The organism is Chitinophagales bacterium (assembly GCA_019694975.1).
GTDB lineage: Bacteria > Bacteroidota > Bacteroidia > Chitinophagales > UBA10324 > JACCZZ01.
The window spans coordinates 236,755-256,363 of record JAIBAY010000004.1 but is presented as its reverse complement, the minus strand read 5'-3'; the positions used below and the strand labels follow the sequence as shown (position 1 = coordinate 256,363).

Sequence of the window (19,609 nt, the reverse complement as noted above, 5' to 3'; positions counted from 1 at the left end):
GAAAGTATCTTTTGAATCAGGCCTGGTGCGTACAATATAAGGAAATAATATAGCATCCGAACCTCCGATTTCTGATTTGAAGCTGATTACTGTATGATACAATGGCAAAAGATAATACCCTGTCTTTTATTTGATTAAGTAATCCTTCACTTCAATTATTGCCCGCTGATACGTCTGAACCGATAACTAGTATTACATTAGACTAATGATCAGAGCTCTTATAGTGGATGATGATGATCAGTCGAGAGATACACTCAAGCTGCTTATTGAAAAATATCAGCCCGAAATTTCTTCTATCTCTCTGGCAGGTGATGCCATGCTTGCCCGGCAGCTGATTGATGCGGAGCAACCTGATCTGATCTTCCTCGATGTTGAGATGCCGCAATACTCAGGCTTTGACCTGCTGAATATGATTGCAGCAAAAAATTTCGATGTCATCTTCACTTCTTCTTTTCAGCAATATGCCATCAAAGCCATCCGGTTCAGTGCCCTCGACTATCTGCTGAAACCGGTGCAGAAAGAGGAATTGGCACAGGCCATTCAGCGGCATCTTGAAAAAAGAGACTACGTGCATCACCGGCCGGCGCTCTATCAGAATCTGCTGCAAACCATTCAAAGCCGGGAGGTAAAAGACTTCCGGCTCGCCATACCCACTACGGAAGGCGTCTTCTTCTTTCATCCCGACGACATTATCCGGTGCGAAGCAGAACGCAGCTACACAAAATTTTTTCTCTCTTCTCACAAAACCTTTCTCGCATCAAAACCTTTGCGGGAGTATGAAGAACTGCTGCAGGAAAATGGTTTCCTGCGGGTGCATAAGTCACACCTCATAAACATACAATATGTGATCCGTTACCTGCCTTCCGGTTATCTGCTGATGAAAGACGAATCGAAAGTGGAAGTGGCGCGGAGAAGAAAAGCGGAGATTGAATCCGTGCTGAGAAATAAGACTTCATAAAAAACAATCCGGTTTTCCGTTGGGAAAATCGTCCCTGCCGAAGGGAAGTCAGCACCTGGCGTTTAATAAGATTACCTTAACTCGCAGCACCACATTTTTCTGATATAACTCCCATGAAGCACAGCATATCTTTTTTCGTAACAATGCTGATCGTGATGCTTGCATATGGGCAAACACCGGTTATTGATTCGCTGGAACGTGTTTTAGATAAGGAGACGAGTGACACGGGCAGAATTGTTTTGCTGAACAGGCTGGCGTTGGAAGCGGAAGATACCATCTCGCTGGCTTTCGCGAACCGTGCCATGGATTTACTGCAATCGCTGCCACCCTCGTTTCAGCGCGATAACAAAAAATTTTACCGCTATCAGCAGGCGGAAGCTTACTATTGGATCTCCAGTTATTACAACAGGTATACGGAGGAATCCGACTCAGGTATCAAATACCTCAAACTGACACTTCAAACAGCATTACAGGCAGGTGATTCTATTCATATCGGGCTGGTGTATAATGATTTCGCAGTGGTGTATAATTATAAGGGAGCCGATACGAGCATATACTGGCTCAACAAGAGCCTGCCCTATACCATCGCATCAAATGACTCCGCACAACTGGCCACTGCTTACTCCAACTTTGGCCATCTATACCGGATCAAAGGCCAATACCAGCAAGCGCTCGATTACTTGTTCCTCGGCATGAAACTCGACGAGCATTTTGGCAACGACGCCGATGTTGCAGTTGAGCTGAATAACATCGGGCAGATCTATTTTGAGATGGAATTCTACAAAGAGGCGCTCGAATATTCTTTCAAGTCGTTGCGGATCTCCAAGCAGGTAAAAGATGAACACGCCATAGCACTGCGCTATAATAATCTCGGCGGAATTTACGACGAGATGAAAATGTATGATTCAGCCCTCGTGTACTATGACAGCAGCCTGCAGATCCGTACCAGGATCGGCACCACGGTTGCACTGGCAAAATCCTATTCCAACATTGGCTCCACCTGGGCAAACCTCGAAGACTACGACAAAGCGATTACTTTCTATAGCCGAAGTATCGGCTATGCAAAGCAAACAAAAGATACAGCGCAGCTACTGGAAACTTACACCAGCCTGGCCGGCGCCTTTCTCCGCAAAGGCATAAAGACAGACAGTGCCGAGTTGCTGCTGAAGGCTGCCTACAAATATTTTAAGATAAACGGCAATGCGCGAAACATGCAATCCATTACACGCCTGCTGATGGATGTTTACAGCAGCAAGAAAGATTTTACCAATGCCTATGCTTTCTCGCTCGAATATCTTGCTGCACGCGACAGTGTGGAAAGCAGGGACGCCAGGAAAAATGTATTGAGAAAGCAGTTTGAATTTGAATACCAGAACAAGGTGGCACTGGCAGCAGCGGAGCAACAAAAGAAGGATGATGCTGCGGAAATACGGCTGGCCGCCCAAAAGAAAATCCGCAACCTGTTTATTGCCGGTTCTGTATTCCTGCTGATCATAATTGGCCTGCTGTTTAACCGGTTTTGGCTCAAACAAAAAACAGCTAAAGCATTAGAAGCAAAAAATAAAGTGATTGAGCAGGAGAAATTGCGGGCGGAAGAAAGTGAGCAGTTCAAATCAAGATTTCTGGCTAACATGAGTCATGAGATTCGGACACCCATGAATGCAGTCATCGGTCTCACCGACCTGTTGCTGGATTCACCTGTCACGGAACAACAACAATTTTACCTGGATGCTATCCGCAAATCATCGGAGAACCTGATGGTGATCCTGAATGATGTATTGGATCTCAGCAAGCTCGAAGCAGGTAAAATGGAACTTGAAAAATCACCCTTCAGCATCCGTGCAGTGGCAGAGAACGTGATGAACACCTTACGACATAAAGCGGAAGAAAAGGGGTTAGGAACAGTCATGACCATCAGTGATGAGGTGCCGGAATATGTACTCGGCGATTCCACACGGCTCTTCCAGGTGCTCATCAACCTGATTGGCAATGCCATCAAGTTCACAGAAAGAGGCAAGGTGATGGTGGAGATAGGTGGTGTACGTGCTGAGATAAATACCAATGATGCCAGCATACGCCATACGGATGTAACCTTCCGGATTAAAGATACCGGCATCGGTATTTCAAAAGAAAAGCTCGACACCATCTTTGAATCATTCAGGCAGGCTGCTCTTGATACTTCCCGCAAATTCGGCGGAACAGGACTGGGGCTTTCCATTGCGCAACAAATAGTGCAGTTGCATGGCGGCGAGATCAGTGTGGTGAGTGAAGAAAACAAAGGTTCCGTTTTCAGCTTCACCATACGTTATGAAAATTCAACGGAGGAAGCTTACCTGCGGGTTCACACACCGGTTGCGCGAATAGATTATTCCAGGTTTGCAACGCTTAAAATACTGCTGGCAGAAGACAATGAATACAATCAGCTGGTAACTGTTGAATCACTGAAGCGATTGGTGCCTTCTATGCGAATAGATGTTACGGAAAATGGGCGCGAAGCAATGGAGGCGCTTTCTGAAGAATCATATGACGTGATACTCATGGATGTTCAAATGCCTGAGCTGAATGGTTATGAGGCCACCAAAAAAATAAGACAGCAATTTCCGGCAGATAAAAAAGATATTCCTGTCATTGCACTTACCGCTTCTGCCACCCGTGAAGAAATTGCAACAGGTTTTGAAGCCGGCATCAGCGCACATCTTGCAAAGCCATTTGTAGCTGCTGAACTCTTGCTCGTCATGGCACGCGTGCTGGGATGGAGCACGGCAGAAATTCAACCAACAGCGTTGCTGACTCCCGGTATACAAGAAAAGAACGGGCAGGTTGATTTATCGGCACTGTCGAAATATTGCGCGGGCGACGCTGACCTGATGAAATTGTATATTGAAAAATTCATTCACTCCGCACCACTTGCAATTTCACAGATAAAAAGCGCACTGGAAAGACATGATGCCGGACTTTTCAAACGCCTGCTTCATTCGATGAAACCACAACTGGTGATGCTTGGCCTGCAAAACCTGCATCATCATGCCACTCAAATGGAGCAGATGGCAGCGGAAAAGATGACCTCAGATGAATTACCGAAAATGCTGCTTCAATTTGAAACAGCCATCTGCGAGGCGATCACTTTTCTTTCCGCCATTAACCGTGATCCGGCCATTCCAACTCCATGAACCGTGCACGCTTTGCATCGTGCATAGCACTGCCAAACCGTGTTGCAGACTGCCTGAAAATACCAATTGGAAATTACAGGCTGCCGTTCGGAAAACTGAATTAGCTTACCGTAATACAGCATGCATCTTTGACCCATCAATCTATTCAACCAAAACTTTTCAATCATGAAAAAATCCCTGTTACACATTGTACCGGCAGTCGCCATCCTAGTATGTGCCTTTAACCTGCAGGTATCCGCTCAGGCCAACACCACACTATCTAATCTCGTTGCGCCTACGGCAGTCAATCAGAGCTTAGTGCCAAGCGCCACCAACAGCAAAAGCCTGGGCACATCCACCGCTGCATGGAAAGATGCATGGTTTATGGGTAAGATTAATATTGGCGGCTCGTCCACTCCATCAACGATGATGGACATTACGCCTACCGGCACTTCTACCGGAGCCTTGAACCTGAAACCCAATGGTGCGGTGCTTCCTTCAACCGGTGAGCTGCGTTTTTCCGAGTTAACCGGCAACGGATCAAACTATGTAGGCTTCAGAGCACCGGCTACCATCATTTCCAACAACATCTGGACGCTGCCCAGCACCGATGGAACCAGCGGACAGTTACTTTCCACCAATGGTACCGGCGCATTAAGCTGGGTTTCTCCACCTATCAGTGGCCTTACAAGCAACTTTATTCCCAGGTGGAACGGATCTTCACTGGTTGACGGAACACTGTATGATAACGGAGAGAAGATCGGACTCGGCATCGTGGCGCCGCAGGCTTTCATGCATATCAGCAAATCAGGCGATGCTGATCATCCGCATGTCTGGCTGAAAGAAGTAAGCACCGACGGTTATGCCCGTATATATCTTTCTTCATTTACCAATGTTATCGGCGATGAATCGAAATGGAAGATCCTGGGAAGAACGTCTACAACGGCAGAGAACAATCAATTCTATATTCAACAGGTGCGCAATATTTTTGGTGACAATGTTGGTTATACGAGATTCTTTATTGACTATGACGGAAAAACAGGCATCGGCACTTCGTTGCCGACAGCGAAGTTACATGTGAATACTGATTTTGCAGGAGATGCCTTTTTAGTTGGTCCCGAATCAGGAACACCACGTTTCGTAGTGGATGGCACAGGCCGCAGCGGTTTCAATGTGGCCGATCCCAATGCAAGAGTGCATATAAATTCAGATGCAGGCGAAGATGCTTTCAGGGCCCAGGTAAACAATACAACCAAACTACTGGTGAGCAGTACCGGAGGTGTATCGGTAGGAAGTGCAAGCACTCCGCCTGTCAACGGATTGTATGTGGCAGGCAGCATAGGTCTTGGCACAACAGCTCCCGCCGTCAAATTACACATCAACGGAACAGACGAAGTATTGCGGCTTGATGGAACGAACCCTTACATTCAACTATTCAACAATGCTGTAGCAAAAAGCTACCTGCAGCAAAACGGCGATGATCTGAGACTGGGCACGGTCGGATCCAATTCCGGTGGCAAGGTGCAGTTCACGGCAGGATCATCTACGGTGATGACCTTGAAGTCGAACGGTAAAGTGGGTATCGGCACAACCACTCCTTCAGCCCTGCTACACCTGAAAGGATCCAACGAACTCATGCGCCTGGATGGCACAGATGGTTACATTGATTTCTACAATTCCAGCGCGCAAAAGGCATTTATCCAATGTTCAGGCAATAACCTGAAGATAGCAAGCAATTCAGGCAATATCATTTTTGGTAATAATGTAACAGGTGATCAGTTGTTTATCCTTTCTGACGGCCGTATTGGCATGGGAACATCCACTCCCAAGACTGGCTACAAACTCTCCGTAGAAGGTAAGGTAGCCTGCCGTGAGCTGAAAGTGGAAACCGCTTCATGGCCTGACTATGTTTTTGAAAGTGATTATCATCTTCTGCCGCTGCATGAACTCGAGCGCTTCATCACCAATAACAATCACCTGCCGGGAATCCCATCAGCAGAAGAAGTACAGGCTGACGGACTGTCGGTAGGCGAAATGCAACATAAGATGATGCAGAAAATTGAAGAGCTCACTTTATATGTGATCGACCTGCAAAAGCAAAATGCGGCCCTTGCAGAGAAAGTGAGTGCCATGGAAGTAAAATAGTATCCTGCTTTCAACACACTTCAACTTACTACCATGAAAAAAATTATCGTCTTCACAGGTTACTGTTTGCTGATGGTTGCATGGCTGGTTTCTCATCATCAGGCGGCGCAGGCACAACCATCTGCAGTAACGTACAGGCCATTGGATGAGGCCGCACTCAGCACCAAAGAAAGAGCATATGCTGCCGGCGCTTTAAAAAGCCAATTCGTTTTGCAGCATTGGTATGCTGAATTTTCCTTCGATCCTGCTGCACCGGAACTGAATCTCCAGTTGCCCGAATCTGCCGGAATCACTTTTGCGCTAACCCGCAGAAATGAACAGTCGGAAAGTTTAGTGGCCTGGTGCGGCAAATCCGCTGACGGTGCTACCGCAACACTGGTATGGCATAACGGCATGATTCACGGCAACATTGCAGTCAATCCAAGGCTGGTCTACAGCATCCGCCCGCTGGGCGGCAACCGCCACATCATCTACGTCATCAATCAGCAATATGCGCCGAGAGAGGAATCGCAGGCACAATATGAAAGAATGAAACAGGGTGTGGTTGTTCCGGAGGAATTCAACAAGCCCCGCTTTGAACTACCGGAAGCGGATGATCTTCGCAGCGGCGGCAATGATTGTTACATCAGGGTATTGGTGGGCTTCGATCAGATTGCCGCGTCCAATGAAGCGGATCCAGTTGGTTTCGCTCTGGAATGCGCTGAACTATCCAATACCATTTACGCGAACAGCCAGGTTAATTTTCAGATGGAGATCGCTTATGTGAGAAGTTATAATGATGTTGCCTCTGAGGATATTGATGATGCACTGGCTGAATGGGAATTCGGTTTAACAGATGAAAAGTTCAATGATGTTTTCAGTGAACGTGAACAGTATGATGCTGACTTCTGTATCCTTATTGCAGAGGATTTTGACGGCGACTACGTCGGGCTGGCCGCTACCATTCTCGCCAGCTATGGCTCAGCTTTTTGCGTGGTGGAGCGGAACAGTGCCATCGATAATCTTTCCTTCCCGCATGAGATCGGCCACCTCATGGGTGCGCGTCACGATCTGTACGTGGATGGCTCCGGAGATTACAACCATGGCTACATCATTCATTCTGAAAAAGTGCGTACCGTGATGGCGTATGATGATGAATGTGATGATAATGGCTATAACTGCCAGCGTATTCAGTATTTCTCCACGCCCGACGTAAATTATCCGGGAACCAGCAAGCCTTTGGGCACTGCAGCCGAGGAACATAATGAAAGAGCGCTGGATGAAAATGAAAGTGAATTCGCGGACTTCGAAACGGTTGTGAGCAACAAGTCTTTCTTCTATCCCGAGTTTATTGACGGTAATATCTATGGCAGTATAACAGCCATCAATACCATTCAACATGTCAGCACCTACGAAGTTACCGGTGGCGCAGAGGTAGTCTGGAGTGCCGGCGACTGGATACTTCTGGAAGCCGGTTTTTATGCCGGAGGCGGCGCAACCTTCCAGGCGAAAACAGCAGGATGTGACGCACTGCGGATGCAGGATGGGAACATCAGTCAGCATGAATCTTCAGGCTCATTGCTGACCATGAACATTTTTCCCAATCCGGCATCGCAGGAAACAACCATTTCCATTCAACTTGAAAAAAAATCATCTGTTTCCATCAGCATTGTTGACCTGCAGGGCAGACTGATCACTAAGCATGACAGCCGGCTGTACGAAGCAGGCCCTCAGCAGCTTGCAATCGATTGTGGTGCTCTTGCATCCGGAACATACCTGTGTTATGTAGCTGTTGACGGGGAACCCATGGTGAGCAAACTGATCATTCAACATGATTAGCATCATTCATCGGGAGCGAACATGCCATAATTCACGCATTAAAATTTATCTGACATGAAATCTCTATTGATAATCCTGCTATTCAGCCTGAACAGCATTTTAGCCAATGCACAAATTGTTGTGTGCTTCAATACGGTGGCAGACCAGGATCCTGCAAGTTGTGATAATATTTACTGCTCGCCGAATGCGCCTTATAGCTTTTCAAAAGGAATTTACCGCATTCCTTATGAAGATGGCATTGTGGTAAGCGTTACCAACGATCACATTAAGCATTGTCCGCGCGGCGCTATTGACATGCACGGAGATTCCGGCGATAATGAATACAACATTGTCGCAGCGGCATCAGGCTGGATTCGAGCTATCAGTGACGGCCATACGCAGCAATGCACCTGCAAAAACGGCGATAACTGCGACAACAACTATGTGTGGATTGAACATCCCAATGGCGAATGGACAAAATATACCCACGTACGTTATCATACCGCCAGCGACCTGCATGATGAAGGTGATTGGGTAAACGTGGGCAACGTGATTGGCATAGAAGGTACAGTTGGCTGCTCAACTGGCGATCACTGCCACTTTGAAGTAGCAACGCCGCTGGCAGGTGTTGATGATTTACATTTTGATACCGGTGGCGGATGGATTGACGAAGATTCAGCCATGAACCTCGTACCACTTTTTTGCAACATATCCGGCTACATCATGAAAAGCGGCGAATCCTATATCGCCGTTGATTGTCCGAATAACTGTGATGTCACACTGCCATCAACGAACACGACTTACAGTGGCGGCACGTTTAAAGCGTTTATCGACAATGATGCGCTGAGTACCACCGATAATATTTTATTTCAGGCAGCATCAAGTGGTGTCATGCAAGGTGGTTCGTCTATTACACTCAATCCGGGCTTCCAGGCAGAATTCCTTTCAACGTTTGAAGCAAGAACAGGTAGTTGCAGCGGGGCAGGATTTAACAAAGCGACTGAGTATGCTGCGGGCGAAGCAAATGAAGATTTATCGATAGAGCCAAACCCTGCTTCGCAAACCACTGTTGTGAAATGGGAAATGATTCAGCCGGGCGCGGTGAAAATGATGCTCTGTGATATCAGCGGTCATGCCCTGATTACCCTGATGGATGCACAACCGGTGAATGCAGGACGGCATCAGCAATCAATTGATCTGAGCAGCCTTGCTTCCGGCGCATATTACCTGCTGACGATCATTGACGGCCGGCAGCTGATCAGAAAAATAATTGTTCAGCAGTAGCAACACATGCATCTGTTCCTAAACGCATAAGCCGTTTCAAATGACTGATACTATGAAATTCCTGACATCCATACTGTTGTTTGGCATCATTGCCCGAAGCGTGTCGGCTCAAACCAATGTCTGCTTTTCCCTGCCGGAAACCGATGAGTTCTTTTGCGGGAATTTTGAATACTGTTCTGCAGATGGTGCACCGTTTACTTTTTCCAGGGGTATTTATCGTCTTCCGTTTACCGAACTGACTTCCGTGCATGTTGATTTCGACCATGAAACAAATTGTCCGCGCGGCGGAATAAAAATGCATGCCAATGGCACACCTTCCAACCATTACTATATTGTTGCAGCAGCCGACGGCTGGATTCGTGGAAACAGTGATAACGGTTGTGCAGATCTAAACTGCAGCAACTATGTATGGATGGAACATCCAAACGGTGAATGGACTTTCTACCAGGGTTTGATTACCGGTTCATTCAACGACGAACTCACCTACGGCGACTGGGTTACTGCAGGAACACTGCTGGGAGAAGAAGGCTATCGAAGCAGTGCCGATACAGAGAAAGGAATTTACTTCGTAGTGGTGGTACCGGTAGACACGGATAAAGTGGCTTTCAATCCGCAGTATGGATATCCGCTCGAACAATGGACCGATAAGGTAGTTCCGCTTTTCTGCAACGTATCGGATAATTTGCTGAGTTATGGTGCCAACTACACGGCGCTTGCCTGCGGCTCATCCTGCGATGCTTTCGTTCCGTTTTTGGATGTTACATATGATGCCGGCAATTTCGAAACTTTTATTGCTGATGCATCATTGAGCAATTCCGCCAACATGGTATTTGAGACGGCATCTGCCGGCATCATGCAAAGCGGCTCCTCCGTAACACTCCTGCCGGGCTTTCATGCAAAAACACTTTCCCACTTCCAGGCACGAATCGGCGAATGCAGCGGAGCAGGATTTACTAAAATGATCCGGGAAAACGAAGCATCAGCTGTGTTGCACCATGACCTTTCAGTATATCCGAATCCGGCCAGCGCTTCCACATTGGTTTCATTCAATCTCGCCGAATCTACTACAGTCAGGATTGAACTGGACGACTTGAACGGCAGCATTGTAAAAGTGATAACGGAGGGAAATCTTGTTGCCGGGCAACACAGCATACAAGTTAAACTCGACGGATTGACACAAGGTATGTACATGATCAGGAAAACGGAACGGGGATTCTCCTTGATGCAAAAGTTGATTGTGCAGTGACGAAAGCGGCCAAACGCACCGCTTCTTCATTTTCAATTTTCCATTTCGCAATCATGCTGTCAGCTGTCCATTCAATGAAGTCAGGCACGATGTATGCTGAAGCCTGTCTGGCTGACATTATTTTCCTTCCTCCTGTTTTCCCAATTAAATAAAATCCTTAACCGGATTATCCGCTGAAGATTTTCATCCTTCATCCTCAGAGCATTTTTTTTCCGTTCCTGAGCTGCCTGCATTTGCCGCATAGCATTCGCCGGCAGTTCACTATTTTTGAACCTCGCATGTTTTTCAGAGATGTCATCGGTCAGCAGGAGATCAAGCAGAAGCTCATCATCAGCGTAAAGGAAAGCCGTGTAAGTCACACACAGCTGTTTCTCGGGCCGGAGGGTTCCGGCAATCTCGCGCTGGCATTTGCCTATGCACAATATGTGAACTGCGAAAACAGGCAGTCCGACGACAGCTGTGGCAAGTGTTCATCCTGCGTGAAGTCGCAGAAGATGATTCATCCCGACATACATTATTCTTTCCCGGCTTTCAAGTTGAAACCGGGCAGTGAAAATCCGGCGCTCAGCAGTGATTTTCTTCCGTTGTGGCGCGAGGCTATGCTGGAAAATCCATACCGTAATGCTTCCGGCTGGCTTGATTTCATCAATGCGGAAAACAGGCAGGGAAATATTTCAGCCGCTGAATGCCGCGCCATCATACACAACCTGAATCTGAAAACGTTTGAATCCGATTATAAAATTCTAATACTGTGGCGTGCCGAATATCTGCTGAAGGAAGGTAATATCCTGCTAAAACTGCTGGAAGAACCACCGGCCAAAACACTGTTGCTGCTCGTAGCGGAAAACCGCGATCAGTTATTATCCACCATTCTTTCGAGAACACAGATACTCAGCATACCAAGACTTGCGGGAGAAGAAATACTGGAAGTGCTCACCGCCAAGCACGGGTTGTCGCACGAAGCAGCCGCTAAGATTGTCCGGCGGGCTGATGGCAATTACAATGAAGCGATCCGGCTTTTGACGCATGTGGAAGACAATAACCAGGAATTGTTCAGTCGCTGGATGCGGTTGCTTTATGCACCCAATGCTGCAGAACTGATGCAGTGGGTAGAAGAGATTTCAAAAATCGGCAGAGAATCGCAGAAGAGTTTTTTCAGGTATGCCCTGGAATTTCTGCATGAGTGTATCATGTTGCAGCAGATCGGCGAGCAGCAGTCGCGGCTGTACGAAGATGAAAAACGCCTGGGCACATGGATGGCGCAGAAGATGACTGCGTATGACTGGCAATCCATGGCAGATTTGTTTGATAAATCACATTATCATATAGAGCGCAATGCCCATCCGAAAATCCTCTTCCTCAACCTTTCACTGCGGCTGCAGCCCATCATCAGCCGGAAAAAATTATCTTTAACCGCTTGAGTCGGAGTGGACCTTGCCCGCATATGAAGGCGGCAAAGTTTTGATGCATCTGCTTTCAGCAAAAGGCAACATCAACAGGCATGAACGCTGTTTCCGGCAAGGGCTTGAAATAAATCACGTATTAATCTTTACTGCTAACGATGGGATGCAACGGTTGTACTACAGGCGTAAATGGAAAGCCATCAGGTTGTAAGAGCAACGGCACCTGCAGCAATGGCGGCTGTAACAGGATGAATGTTTACGACTGGCTGTCGGATATTCCCGTAGTGGATGAAGCGGAAGCTTCCCGCTTTGTGGAAGTAAGCTTTAAGAACGGCGCAAGGAAAGAATTTTACCGCAACATTCACCACCTGCTCATTGACACGCATGATGTGGTGGTGGTGGAAAGCGGCACCGGAGGTTATGACGTAGGTGTGGCATCACTGACCGGCGAACTGGTGAAGCTGCAGATGAAACGCCGTCGTGTGCCTGAAAACTCTGATGACATCAAAGGCATTGTCAGAAAAGCCAATGAATACGATCTGAAGAAATGGGAAGATGCCCGCATGCTCGACCGCGAGACGATGGTACGTGCCCGTGCCATTGCACGGCAGATGAACCTGAACATGAAGATCGGCGATGTGGAATACCAGGGCGACGGCAAGAAAGCCACCTTCTACTATACGGCAGATGAAAGGGTAGATTTCCGCGAGCTGATAAAAACATTTGCCAAAGAATTTCATATCAAAGTGGAGATGCATCAGATCGGCGCAAGGCAGGAAGCAGGCCGTATCGGAGGTATTGGTTCCTGCGGGCGCGAACTCTGCTGCAGCACGTGGCTCACTGAATTTAAAACTGTTACCACCACTGCCGCACGTTATCAGCAGATGAGCATCAACCAGGCTAAACTTTCAGGTCAGTGCGGTCGGCTTAAATGTTGCCTCAATTACGAGCTCGACACGTATATGGATGCGTTGCATGATTTTCCGCAACACATCGACCGTGTTGAAACGGAAACCGGCATCGCTTATCTTCAGAAGACCGATATCTTTAAACGGATGTTGTGGTTTGCCTACAAAGACAGCGCAGTATTTCATCCGCTGACTGTTGAACGCGTGAAAGAGATTGCCGAAATGAATAAGAATGGCACTAAACCAACCGATCTCGGTGCCATCAAACTCGCACCGGTGAAAGAGACGTATGAATTTACCGATACGGTTGGGCAGACAAGCCTTGCCACGCTCGACAGCAAATCCAAAAACAAGAAGCGGAAAAATAAAAGCGGGAAAAGGCCTGCAGGCAATCGCCCGCAGGGACAACGGCCACAGGGCAATCGTCCGCCACAGTCAGGAAGCAAACCCGATACACGCCCCAACCGGCCACCGCAGTCAAATAAAAAATAAATGCCGGCCAATACAGACGGAATGAGCAGCAGTCAACTTTTGCATGGTATCAGCATGCCGGCAGGTAACACCATGAACAAGGCCGGCCGCAAACTATCAGTCCTGCTGCTGATGGTCATCACGCTGGTATCCTGCGAAAAAAACAGGGTGTATGAAAAAAATATCAGCATCGGGAAATATGTATGGGACAGCAGAGTAGTTCCGGCTTTCACTGTTGAAATTTCAGATACAGCCCAGCTATACAATATTTATGTAAACATCCGTCATGCTGATCTTTATCCTTTTCAAAACATCTGGCTGCAGATCGGCACTGAATTTCCGGATGGCACCAACACCAGCCGTCGCTACGAAATAATGCTCGCCAATGATGAAGGTAAATGGCATGGTGAAGGCCTTGGTGATATCTGGGACTTCCGCTCGCTTGTACAGGAAAATGCCTTCTTCAAAACACCAGGAACTTATACTTTCACTTTAACGCAAAATATGCGGCAGGATCCTTTGCCGGGCATTATGGCGGTTGGATTGAGAGTAGAAAAAACCGGATTGCAGAAAAATGCAAACTGATTAAACTGCAGGCAACGTACATACAGCAGTTGCAAACAATCAAAGTCCAGGTCACTCCAGGTCGGTACTCAGCTTAAACCGGCAAATGCGGTTATTGCCTTTGTCAGCCACATATACCAGCTTATCAAAATAGCATACACCGGATGGCTGCATAAATTGAAACGGCCCGCTGCCCTGTCCGCCAAATGATGCAAGCAACTGTTTTTTGTTCGTGCTGGTTGCCGGCGCATTTACTCCCTCAAATCCCTTTTGTGTGAACTGGTAGAATGAATCTGTTCCGCTGTCAACAATAAAGATATAGCCGCTGAAATCAGGAGCGACATAAATATCTTCCGGCACCAGGAAACGTCCGGGCATATATAAAAACCGGCTTGCCTTGGAGGTATCAAAATTCAGCAGCGAAGCATTTTCGGTGTACACAACGCCGGCATCAGGATCCAGCACTTCTTTAATCCATAACGCTTTATACTGCGCCACCGGATCTTTCTGCAGCAATAAAAAATCATGCGATGTGCTGATGCCGGTGGTGCTTTGCGGTGGTGCGGCAAAACAGGCAATGCTGCTCACGCCCAACACGGATTTAAGGCTGGAACTTACAGGATTCAATCCGATGGAATAGCCGGTATTGGTGCCCTCGTCATTATAAAACAATATCGTGTTATCAGGGCGGGCAATGGAGGAAATACTGTTGGATGGACCGGTGCGCGCAACATACAGCCTATTTTCACTTGTGGTGCCAAGGCCCGTGAAGGAAACCGCTTCGTCACCGGATCCCCTGAATGCAGTGTTGTTGCGCGACACATCACAAAACGGATGAATAAGCGTATCAATGATAAGTGGTTCATCGGCCGTTGCTGTATTGATGAGGTGATAAACTGCCGGCAAATCATAGCTGATACCGTCAATCACTTTTTCCACTCTCCCGATTACGAATGTATGCAACCGCCTGTCCTGTATCACATCAGTGGCGCCTTTAATGGCAATGGTTCTTTGCTTCAGTCCCTTCTGATCAAAAACCTCGAGGCCATTGTCGTCCACCACATACACCATCTCATCATATCCGGCATAAACATCCACAGGGTTGGGAATGCCCTGCCAGAAGGGTTGAAGCGGAACATACCCTACCTGGTCAGGATAGAGGTCAGGATCAATCGCTCCCTGTTCAAATATTTCCTGCACCGTTTCATCATCCTTGCTGCCGAACAGGAAATCGCAGGAAGACAGGCCGGGCAACAGGCATATCAACAGGCCAATTTGATAAGCGTTTTTCAATGATAATCTGTTTAGAATTTATTTCAGGTTGAACGGGTATTAAAACAATGAGGCGCTGAAGGTCAGCCGGTGAACGGTTCCGAGACGGCTCTTGTCTTCAAAACCATAGTCGAGCTGCAACATGCCAAAGCTTCTTTTAAATCTTACGCCAAATCCGAAATTCGGAATGCCTTTCTCATCGATACCAAATTCATAACCGGTACGGCAGAACATGGTATTTCTCCATGCGTATTCAGCGCCCAGGTTATAGGTTTCATTGTTATCTGTCGGATGATTCAGCTGCCCGGTAACCGTCAGCCTGTTTTCAGCGTTCTTCACCGGATCCCAGGCAATGCCAATGCGAAAGACAGCCGGCACGCCGATTTTTTCAAACTGCTGAATAGTATCAAATCCTTCCAGCGTGGAAACCGTGATATCACCTGACGGCTCGGTATTGAATCCAAAGTTGGACACTCCCACGGCAAAGCGTGTATTGGCAATTCCCACTTCATACTGAAATCCGAAATCGATCACGGCATTGTCGGCATACACATCGGCAAAGCTCTCGCGTATGTATTTTCCGGTAAGCCCGAAGCTGAAGTTATCGGTGAGAATTCTTCCCATGGTAACTGCCAATGCGAAATCGTTTGCATTAAAAGTTTGCCCAGTGCCGAAGGGTTGAAACGTTGTGGTAACATCCATGGGGCCTGTGGAAAGATACGTTAAGCCAGCACCTAAAAAAGTCTGTTTGCTCACCTGGTGCACGATGCCGATATAACTCATATTCACATCGCCGAAATATAAAGTCTGTGACAGCTGCAGGTGAACATCCTGTGTATCCGTTTTAGTAATACCGGCCGGATTCCAGTACAGCGCGGCTACATCATCCGTTGTTGCAATCACGCTTCCTCCCATACCCGTTGACCGTGCATCCGGTGCGATCTTCAGAAACTGAAAGCCGGTAGTGCCGGTGCGGCTACCGCCAAAAGAAGGCAGCAGCTGCGCATGAACAGCATTCATGACACCAAGCGTCAGCAGCAGCAAAAGCATACCATTTTTCATGGGCTGCGAAAGGTAGCATATTTAATAAAACGGTCACCGTTAAATAATGCTTTCAGCCATGCATATTCTGAACCATTCTTACCGGCAGTTTAATGTCTTTAAAAAACAATAATTCAAATGACGGCAGTCAAGTAAGTGGCTGAAGGCAACCAGTCAATACGGTCATTCATTTTATAGTGGACGGCTGCAGTTGTTGTGTGCATTTGTAGTCAGTTTATGAATCGTTGTTTGCAACATACGTCAGGCGCTTTGGCTGATTGTGTCAAACCCGCTAATTTTACGGGCAGATCATGCATTTTTTTCCTGAAGCATTAGAGCGCTATGCCGAAGCGCATACAAAACCCGAATCGGAAGTGCTCCGGCAGTTGAACCGTGAGACGAATGCACGCGTGCTGATGCCGCAGATGCTGTCAGGTCATTTGCAGGGGCAGTTTATCAGGATGATCAGCTTGATGCTGCAACCCTCCGGCATACTGGAGATCGGCACTTTCACCGGATATTCCGCCATCTGCCTGAGTGAAGGGTTACAGCCAAAGGGCAAGCTAATTACCATTGACATTAATGAGGAGCTGAAAGAAATGACCGTGCGTTATTTCCGGCAGGCCGGTATCCTGGATCAGACAGATTTCCGGACAGGTGACGCGGCGGATATAATTCCAACCATTGATGCAACGTTTGATCTGGTGTTTATCGATGCGGATAAGTTGAACTACAGCCTTTATTACGACCTGGTCATTGACAAGCTGAGGCCCGGAGGCATCCTGCTCGCTGATAATGTCTTGTGGAGCGGCAAGGTAACTGAAGATCATCCGGATGCGGAAACACAGGCATTAAAAGACTTCAACCGGAAGGTACAGGAAGACGACAGGGTGGACAATGTACTCGTGACTTTGCGTGACGGGCTGATGATGATCAGGAAGAAATAAGCAGGAGAATAAAAATAACAGGCAACAGCATGCAGCATACACTTTTCAGCATTACCATGAAGAAATTACTGGTTACGGTTATATACATTTTCGCGGCAACAGTGATGTTGTCTGCACAAACATATGATCAGCTTGTGGAAGCTTATATCCGTCAATACAGCGGTGTAGCGGTGGAAGAGATGCAACGTACCGGCATTCCGGCAAGCATTACACTGGCGCAGGGAATTATTGAAAGCAATGCCGGGCAGAGCCCATTGGCCACACAGGCAAACAATCATTTCGGCATCAAGTGCCATGTTGAATGGAAAGGCCCTTCCTTCACCTATGATGACGACCGGAAGAACGAATGCTTCCGCCAATATGATTCCGCTATTGTTTCTTACAGGGATCATTCTGACTTCCTGCAGAGCAGGCCACGCTACGCCGTGCTGTTTACCTACGACGTTAAAGACTATAAGGCATGGGCGAAAGGGCTTAAAGCATGCGGTTATGCCACCAATCCGCAGTATGCAAACATTCTTATCAAATGTATTGATGACTATGATCTGCATCAGTGGGACCTTACCGAAAGTGAACGCTCAAAATGGTTTGCCTCGCTGAATAAATCAGCAGCGGATCCCGTGATAAAAGCCGATGGCAATCCTGCAGTGGTGAATGCCGCGCCCACCATAAAGAATGCAACCGAGCGGATTTATGTCTTTAATGATATTGATTGTGTGACTTTGCTGGAAGGTGAATCTTTGAATGATCTTGCCACCACCTATGAAATCGGCATTAAACGGCTGATGCGGTACAACGACATCACCACAGCCGCACAAATTGCAACCGGCGACCGCGTTTACCTGCAGCCGAAAAGGCATAACGGAGCGGTGGCCACGCATACTGTCTTAGCCGGTGAAACCATGTTCAGCATTTCCCGTGATCATGGCATCCAATTGAACAAACTGTATGAAAAAAACCTGATGGCGCCAGGTACACAGCCTGCCGCAGGCGAAGTGCTTTTCCTGCAGGAGGTGCGTAAAGAAATGCCTGCATTGCTTGCAGAAAAAACAAACAGTGCTTCCGCAAGTGCTCAAGTGGCAGTATATGAAAAGCCTTCCGGAGAAAAAATTCATATTGTTGCGAAAGGCGACACATTATATTCCATATCGAAAAAATACAATGTCACCGTCGGCGAACTGCAGGCCATCAATCATCTCCAATCGACCAATCTGCAGGTGGGTGAAAAGCTGCTGGTGACAAAATAATAAAGCTGCACCGTTTCACTTTATTTTGCCGGCTGCAACATCAGCTTTAAAGAGGGCTGCTGTTGCAGCAATGCATTGCTTCATTGGGGTAAACTGAAAATTCAGCGCTTTTACAAGTTTTGAATTGTCGTAGCGGCAGGAAAGCTGCGCAATAGTCGCTGTTTCCCGGCTGATAAGCGTCTGCTCTGCGAGGAATAATCCGCGCAAATATTCGAGTCGCCAGACTAACGATGTAAGCCATCCATCCGCCTTCATCACGGGTCGTTTTTTACCCATCGCATCCGCTATTTCAAAAAGAAAATCGCGGTAGCTGAGGTTTTCCGCATTGATAATAAATTTTTCCTGCTCTATGCTGCTTTTCATCAATGCTATCATCAGTCCGGCAACATCCTTTGCTGCAACAAAACCTGTACTGCCGGAAGTATATACCCATAAGCCCTTCCATACATCCAGGAAAAAGCGCGGCGGACCGGTTTTCCAGTTACCTTCTCCTATCACGATGGAAGGATTTACGATCACGGCATTCAGTCCTTCGGCCATGCCACGCCAGACCTCCCTTTCACCAAGATATTTGCTGACAGCATATTGAGAATTAAACCCGTTAAAGTCCCACTCCGTGGCTTCATTGATATCAGCCGGTTTTGCCGGCCTGCCAATGGCGGCCACCGAACTTACATGCAGCAACCTTATATTTTTTTTGCTGAGCGCAACATTCACTACGTTGGCAGTGCCTTCCACATTCACCTTCCGCAAAGCATCGCGATGGCGGCGCTGAAAGGAAACCATGCCTGCGCAATGATATACTTCGCGGCAGCCTTCCATCTGCGCTTCGAGCGATGAAACGTCAAGTATGTCGCCGTCAACCCATTCAATACCGGCAACAGTATCGAGGCCGGCCGGTATGCTGCTGCTGCGTTTCAGGGCACGCACAGGCTCGCCCTCCTGTGCGAGTGCCTGAAGCAGGTGACTGCCTATAAATCCTGTTCCGCCGGTGACAAAAATCATGATGAAGCTTTGGAGGGTAAGATACTACACGGGAGCAAATTGTACTGTGCTCATTGTGCGAACAGGATACACATCGTGCAACAATTGTATGTAAATCTTAAAGGCAGTAATCAGTGCATCATGCATCATAGCTGCAGAACAATGGCATGGTCCGTTGCGATCCGACAAAACA

At 47.5% G+C, this 19,609-nt stretch carries 14 protein-coding genes; 11 read left to right on the top strand and 3 right to left on the bottom strand.

Annotation, left to right across the window (positions count from 1 at the left end; all coding sequences use genetic code 11):
- Nucleotides 1–205 precede the first annotated feature (205 nt).
- From K1X61_09700 to K1X61_09660, 9 genes are all read left to right on the top strand, one after another.
- Complete coding sequence (locus tag K1X61_09700) at nucleotides 206–958, top strand: LytTR family DNA-binding domain-containing protein (protein MBX7108909.1); 753 nt, start codon at nucleotides 206–208, stop codon at nucleotides 956–958.
- Between the two features lie 113 nt (nucleotides 959–1,071).
- The gene (locus K1X61_09695; GenBank protein MBX7108908.1) at nucleotides 1,072–4,128 is read left to right on the top strand and encodes a tetratricopeptide repeat protein; all 3,057 of its coding nucleotides are present in this window, start codon (nucleotides 1,072–1,074) and stop codon (nucleotides 4,126–4,128) included.
- A gap of 165 nt (nucleotides 4,129–4,293) precedes the next feature.
- Nucleotides 4,294–6,252, top strand: a complete 1,959-nt coding sequence (locus K1X61_09690) for a hypothetical protein (GenBank protein ID MBX7108907.1) — start codon at nucleotides 4,294–4,296, stop codon at nucleotides 6,250–6,252.
- A 33-nt stretch (nucleotides 6,253–6,285) separates the two neighbouring features.
- On the top strand, nucleotides 6,286–8,070 hold the full coding sequence (locus K1X61_09685; protein MBX7108906.1) for a T9SS type A sorting domain-containing protein: 1,785 nt from the start codon (nucleotides 6,286–6,288) through the stop codon (nucleotides 8,068–8,070).
- A 54-nt stretch (nucleotides 8,071–8,124) separates the two neighbouring features.
- Entirely contained in the window at nucleotides 8,125–9,333 is a 1,209-nt protein-coding gene (locus K1X61_09680; protein MBX7108905.1) for a peptidoglycan DD-metalloendopeptidase family protein, read from the top strand.
- Between the two features lie 52 nt (nucleotides 9,334–9,385).
- Complete coding sequence (locus tag K1X61_09675) at nucleotides 9,386–10,579, top strand: T9SS type A sorting domain-containing protein (GenBank protein MBX7108904.1); 1,194 nt, start codon at nucleotides 9,386–9,388, stop codon at nucleotides 10,577–10,579.
- A gap of 278 nt (nucleotides 10,580–10,857) precedes the next feature.
- Complete coding sequence (locus tag K1X61_09670) at nucleotides 10,858–12,000, top strand: hypothetical protein (protein ID MBX7108903.1); 1,143 nt, start codon at nucleotides 10,858–10,860, stop codon at nucleotides 11,998–12,000.
- A gap of 140 nt (nucleotides 12,001–12,140) precedes the next feature.
- On the top strand, nucleotides 12,141–13,382 hold the full coding sequence (locus K1X61_09665) for a hypothetical protein (GenBank protein ID MBX7108902.1): 1,242 nt from the start codon (nucleotides 12,141–12,143) through the stop codon (nucleotides 13,380–13,382).
- Nucleotides 13,383–13,946: a gliding motility lipoprotein GldH gene (locus tag K1X61_09660; protein MBX7108901.1), complete on the top strand. Its 564-nt coding sequence runs from the start codon at nucleotides 13,383–13,385 to the stop codon at nucleotides 13,944–13,946.
- A 51-nt stretch (nucleotides 13,947–13,997) separates the two neighbouring features.
- Here the strand turns inward: K1X61_09660 and K1X61_09655 are convergent, their stop codons facing one another.
- A complete protein-coding gene (locus tag K1X61_09655) occupies nucleotides 13,998–15,218 on the bottom strand; it encodes a hypothetical protein (protein MBX7108900.1) in 1,221 nt (406 codons plus the stop codon).
- Nucleotides 15,219–15,257: 39 nt separating this feature from the next.
- Nucleotides 15,258–16,259, bottom strand: a complete 1,002-nt coding sequence (locus K1X61_09650) for a PorV/PorQ family protein (protein MBX7108899.1) — start codon at nucleotides 16,257–16,259, stop codon at nucleotides 15,258–15,260.
- A 290-nt stretch (nucleotides 16,260–16,549) separates the two neighbouring features.
- Here K1X61_09650 and K1X61_09645 point away from each other — a divergent pair, with 290 nt between their 5' ends.
- Nucleotides 16,550–17,185: an O-methyltransferase gene (locus K1X61_09645; protein ID MBX7108898.1), complete on the top strand. Its 636-nt coding sequence runs from the start codon at nucleotides 16,550–16,552 to the stop codon at nucleotides 17,183–17,185.
- A 29-nt stretch (nucleotides 17,186–17,214) separates the two neighbouring features.
- Nucleotides 17,215–18,432 (top strand): LysM peptidoglycan-binding domain-containing protein, encoded by a 1,218-nt coding sequence (locus tag K1X61_09640; protein MBX7108897.1) that lies wholly within the window; start codon nucleotides 17,215–17,217, stop codon nucleotides 18,430–18,432.
- Between the two features lie 15 nt (nucleotides 18,433–18,447).
- On the opposite strand, the gene K1X61_09635 is transcribed toward K1X61_09640, so the two are convergent.
- Nucleotides 18,448–19,437, bottom strand: a complete 990-nt coding sequence (locus tag K1X61_09635) for an NAD-dependent epimerase/dehydratase family protein (protein ID MBX7108896.1) — start codon at nucleotides 19,435–19,437, stop codon at nucleotides 18,448–18,450.
- Between the last annotated feature and the right edge of the window lie 172 nt (nucleotides 19,438–19,609).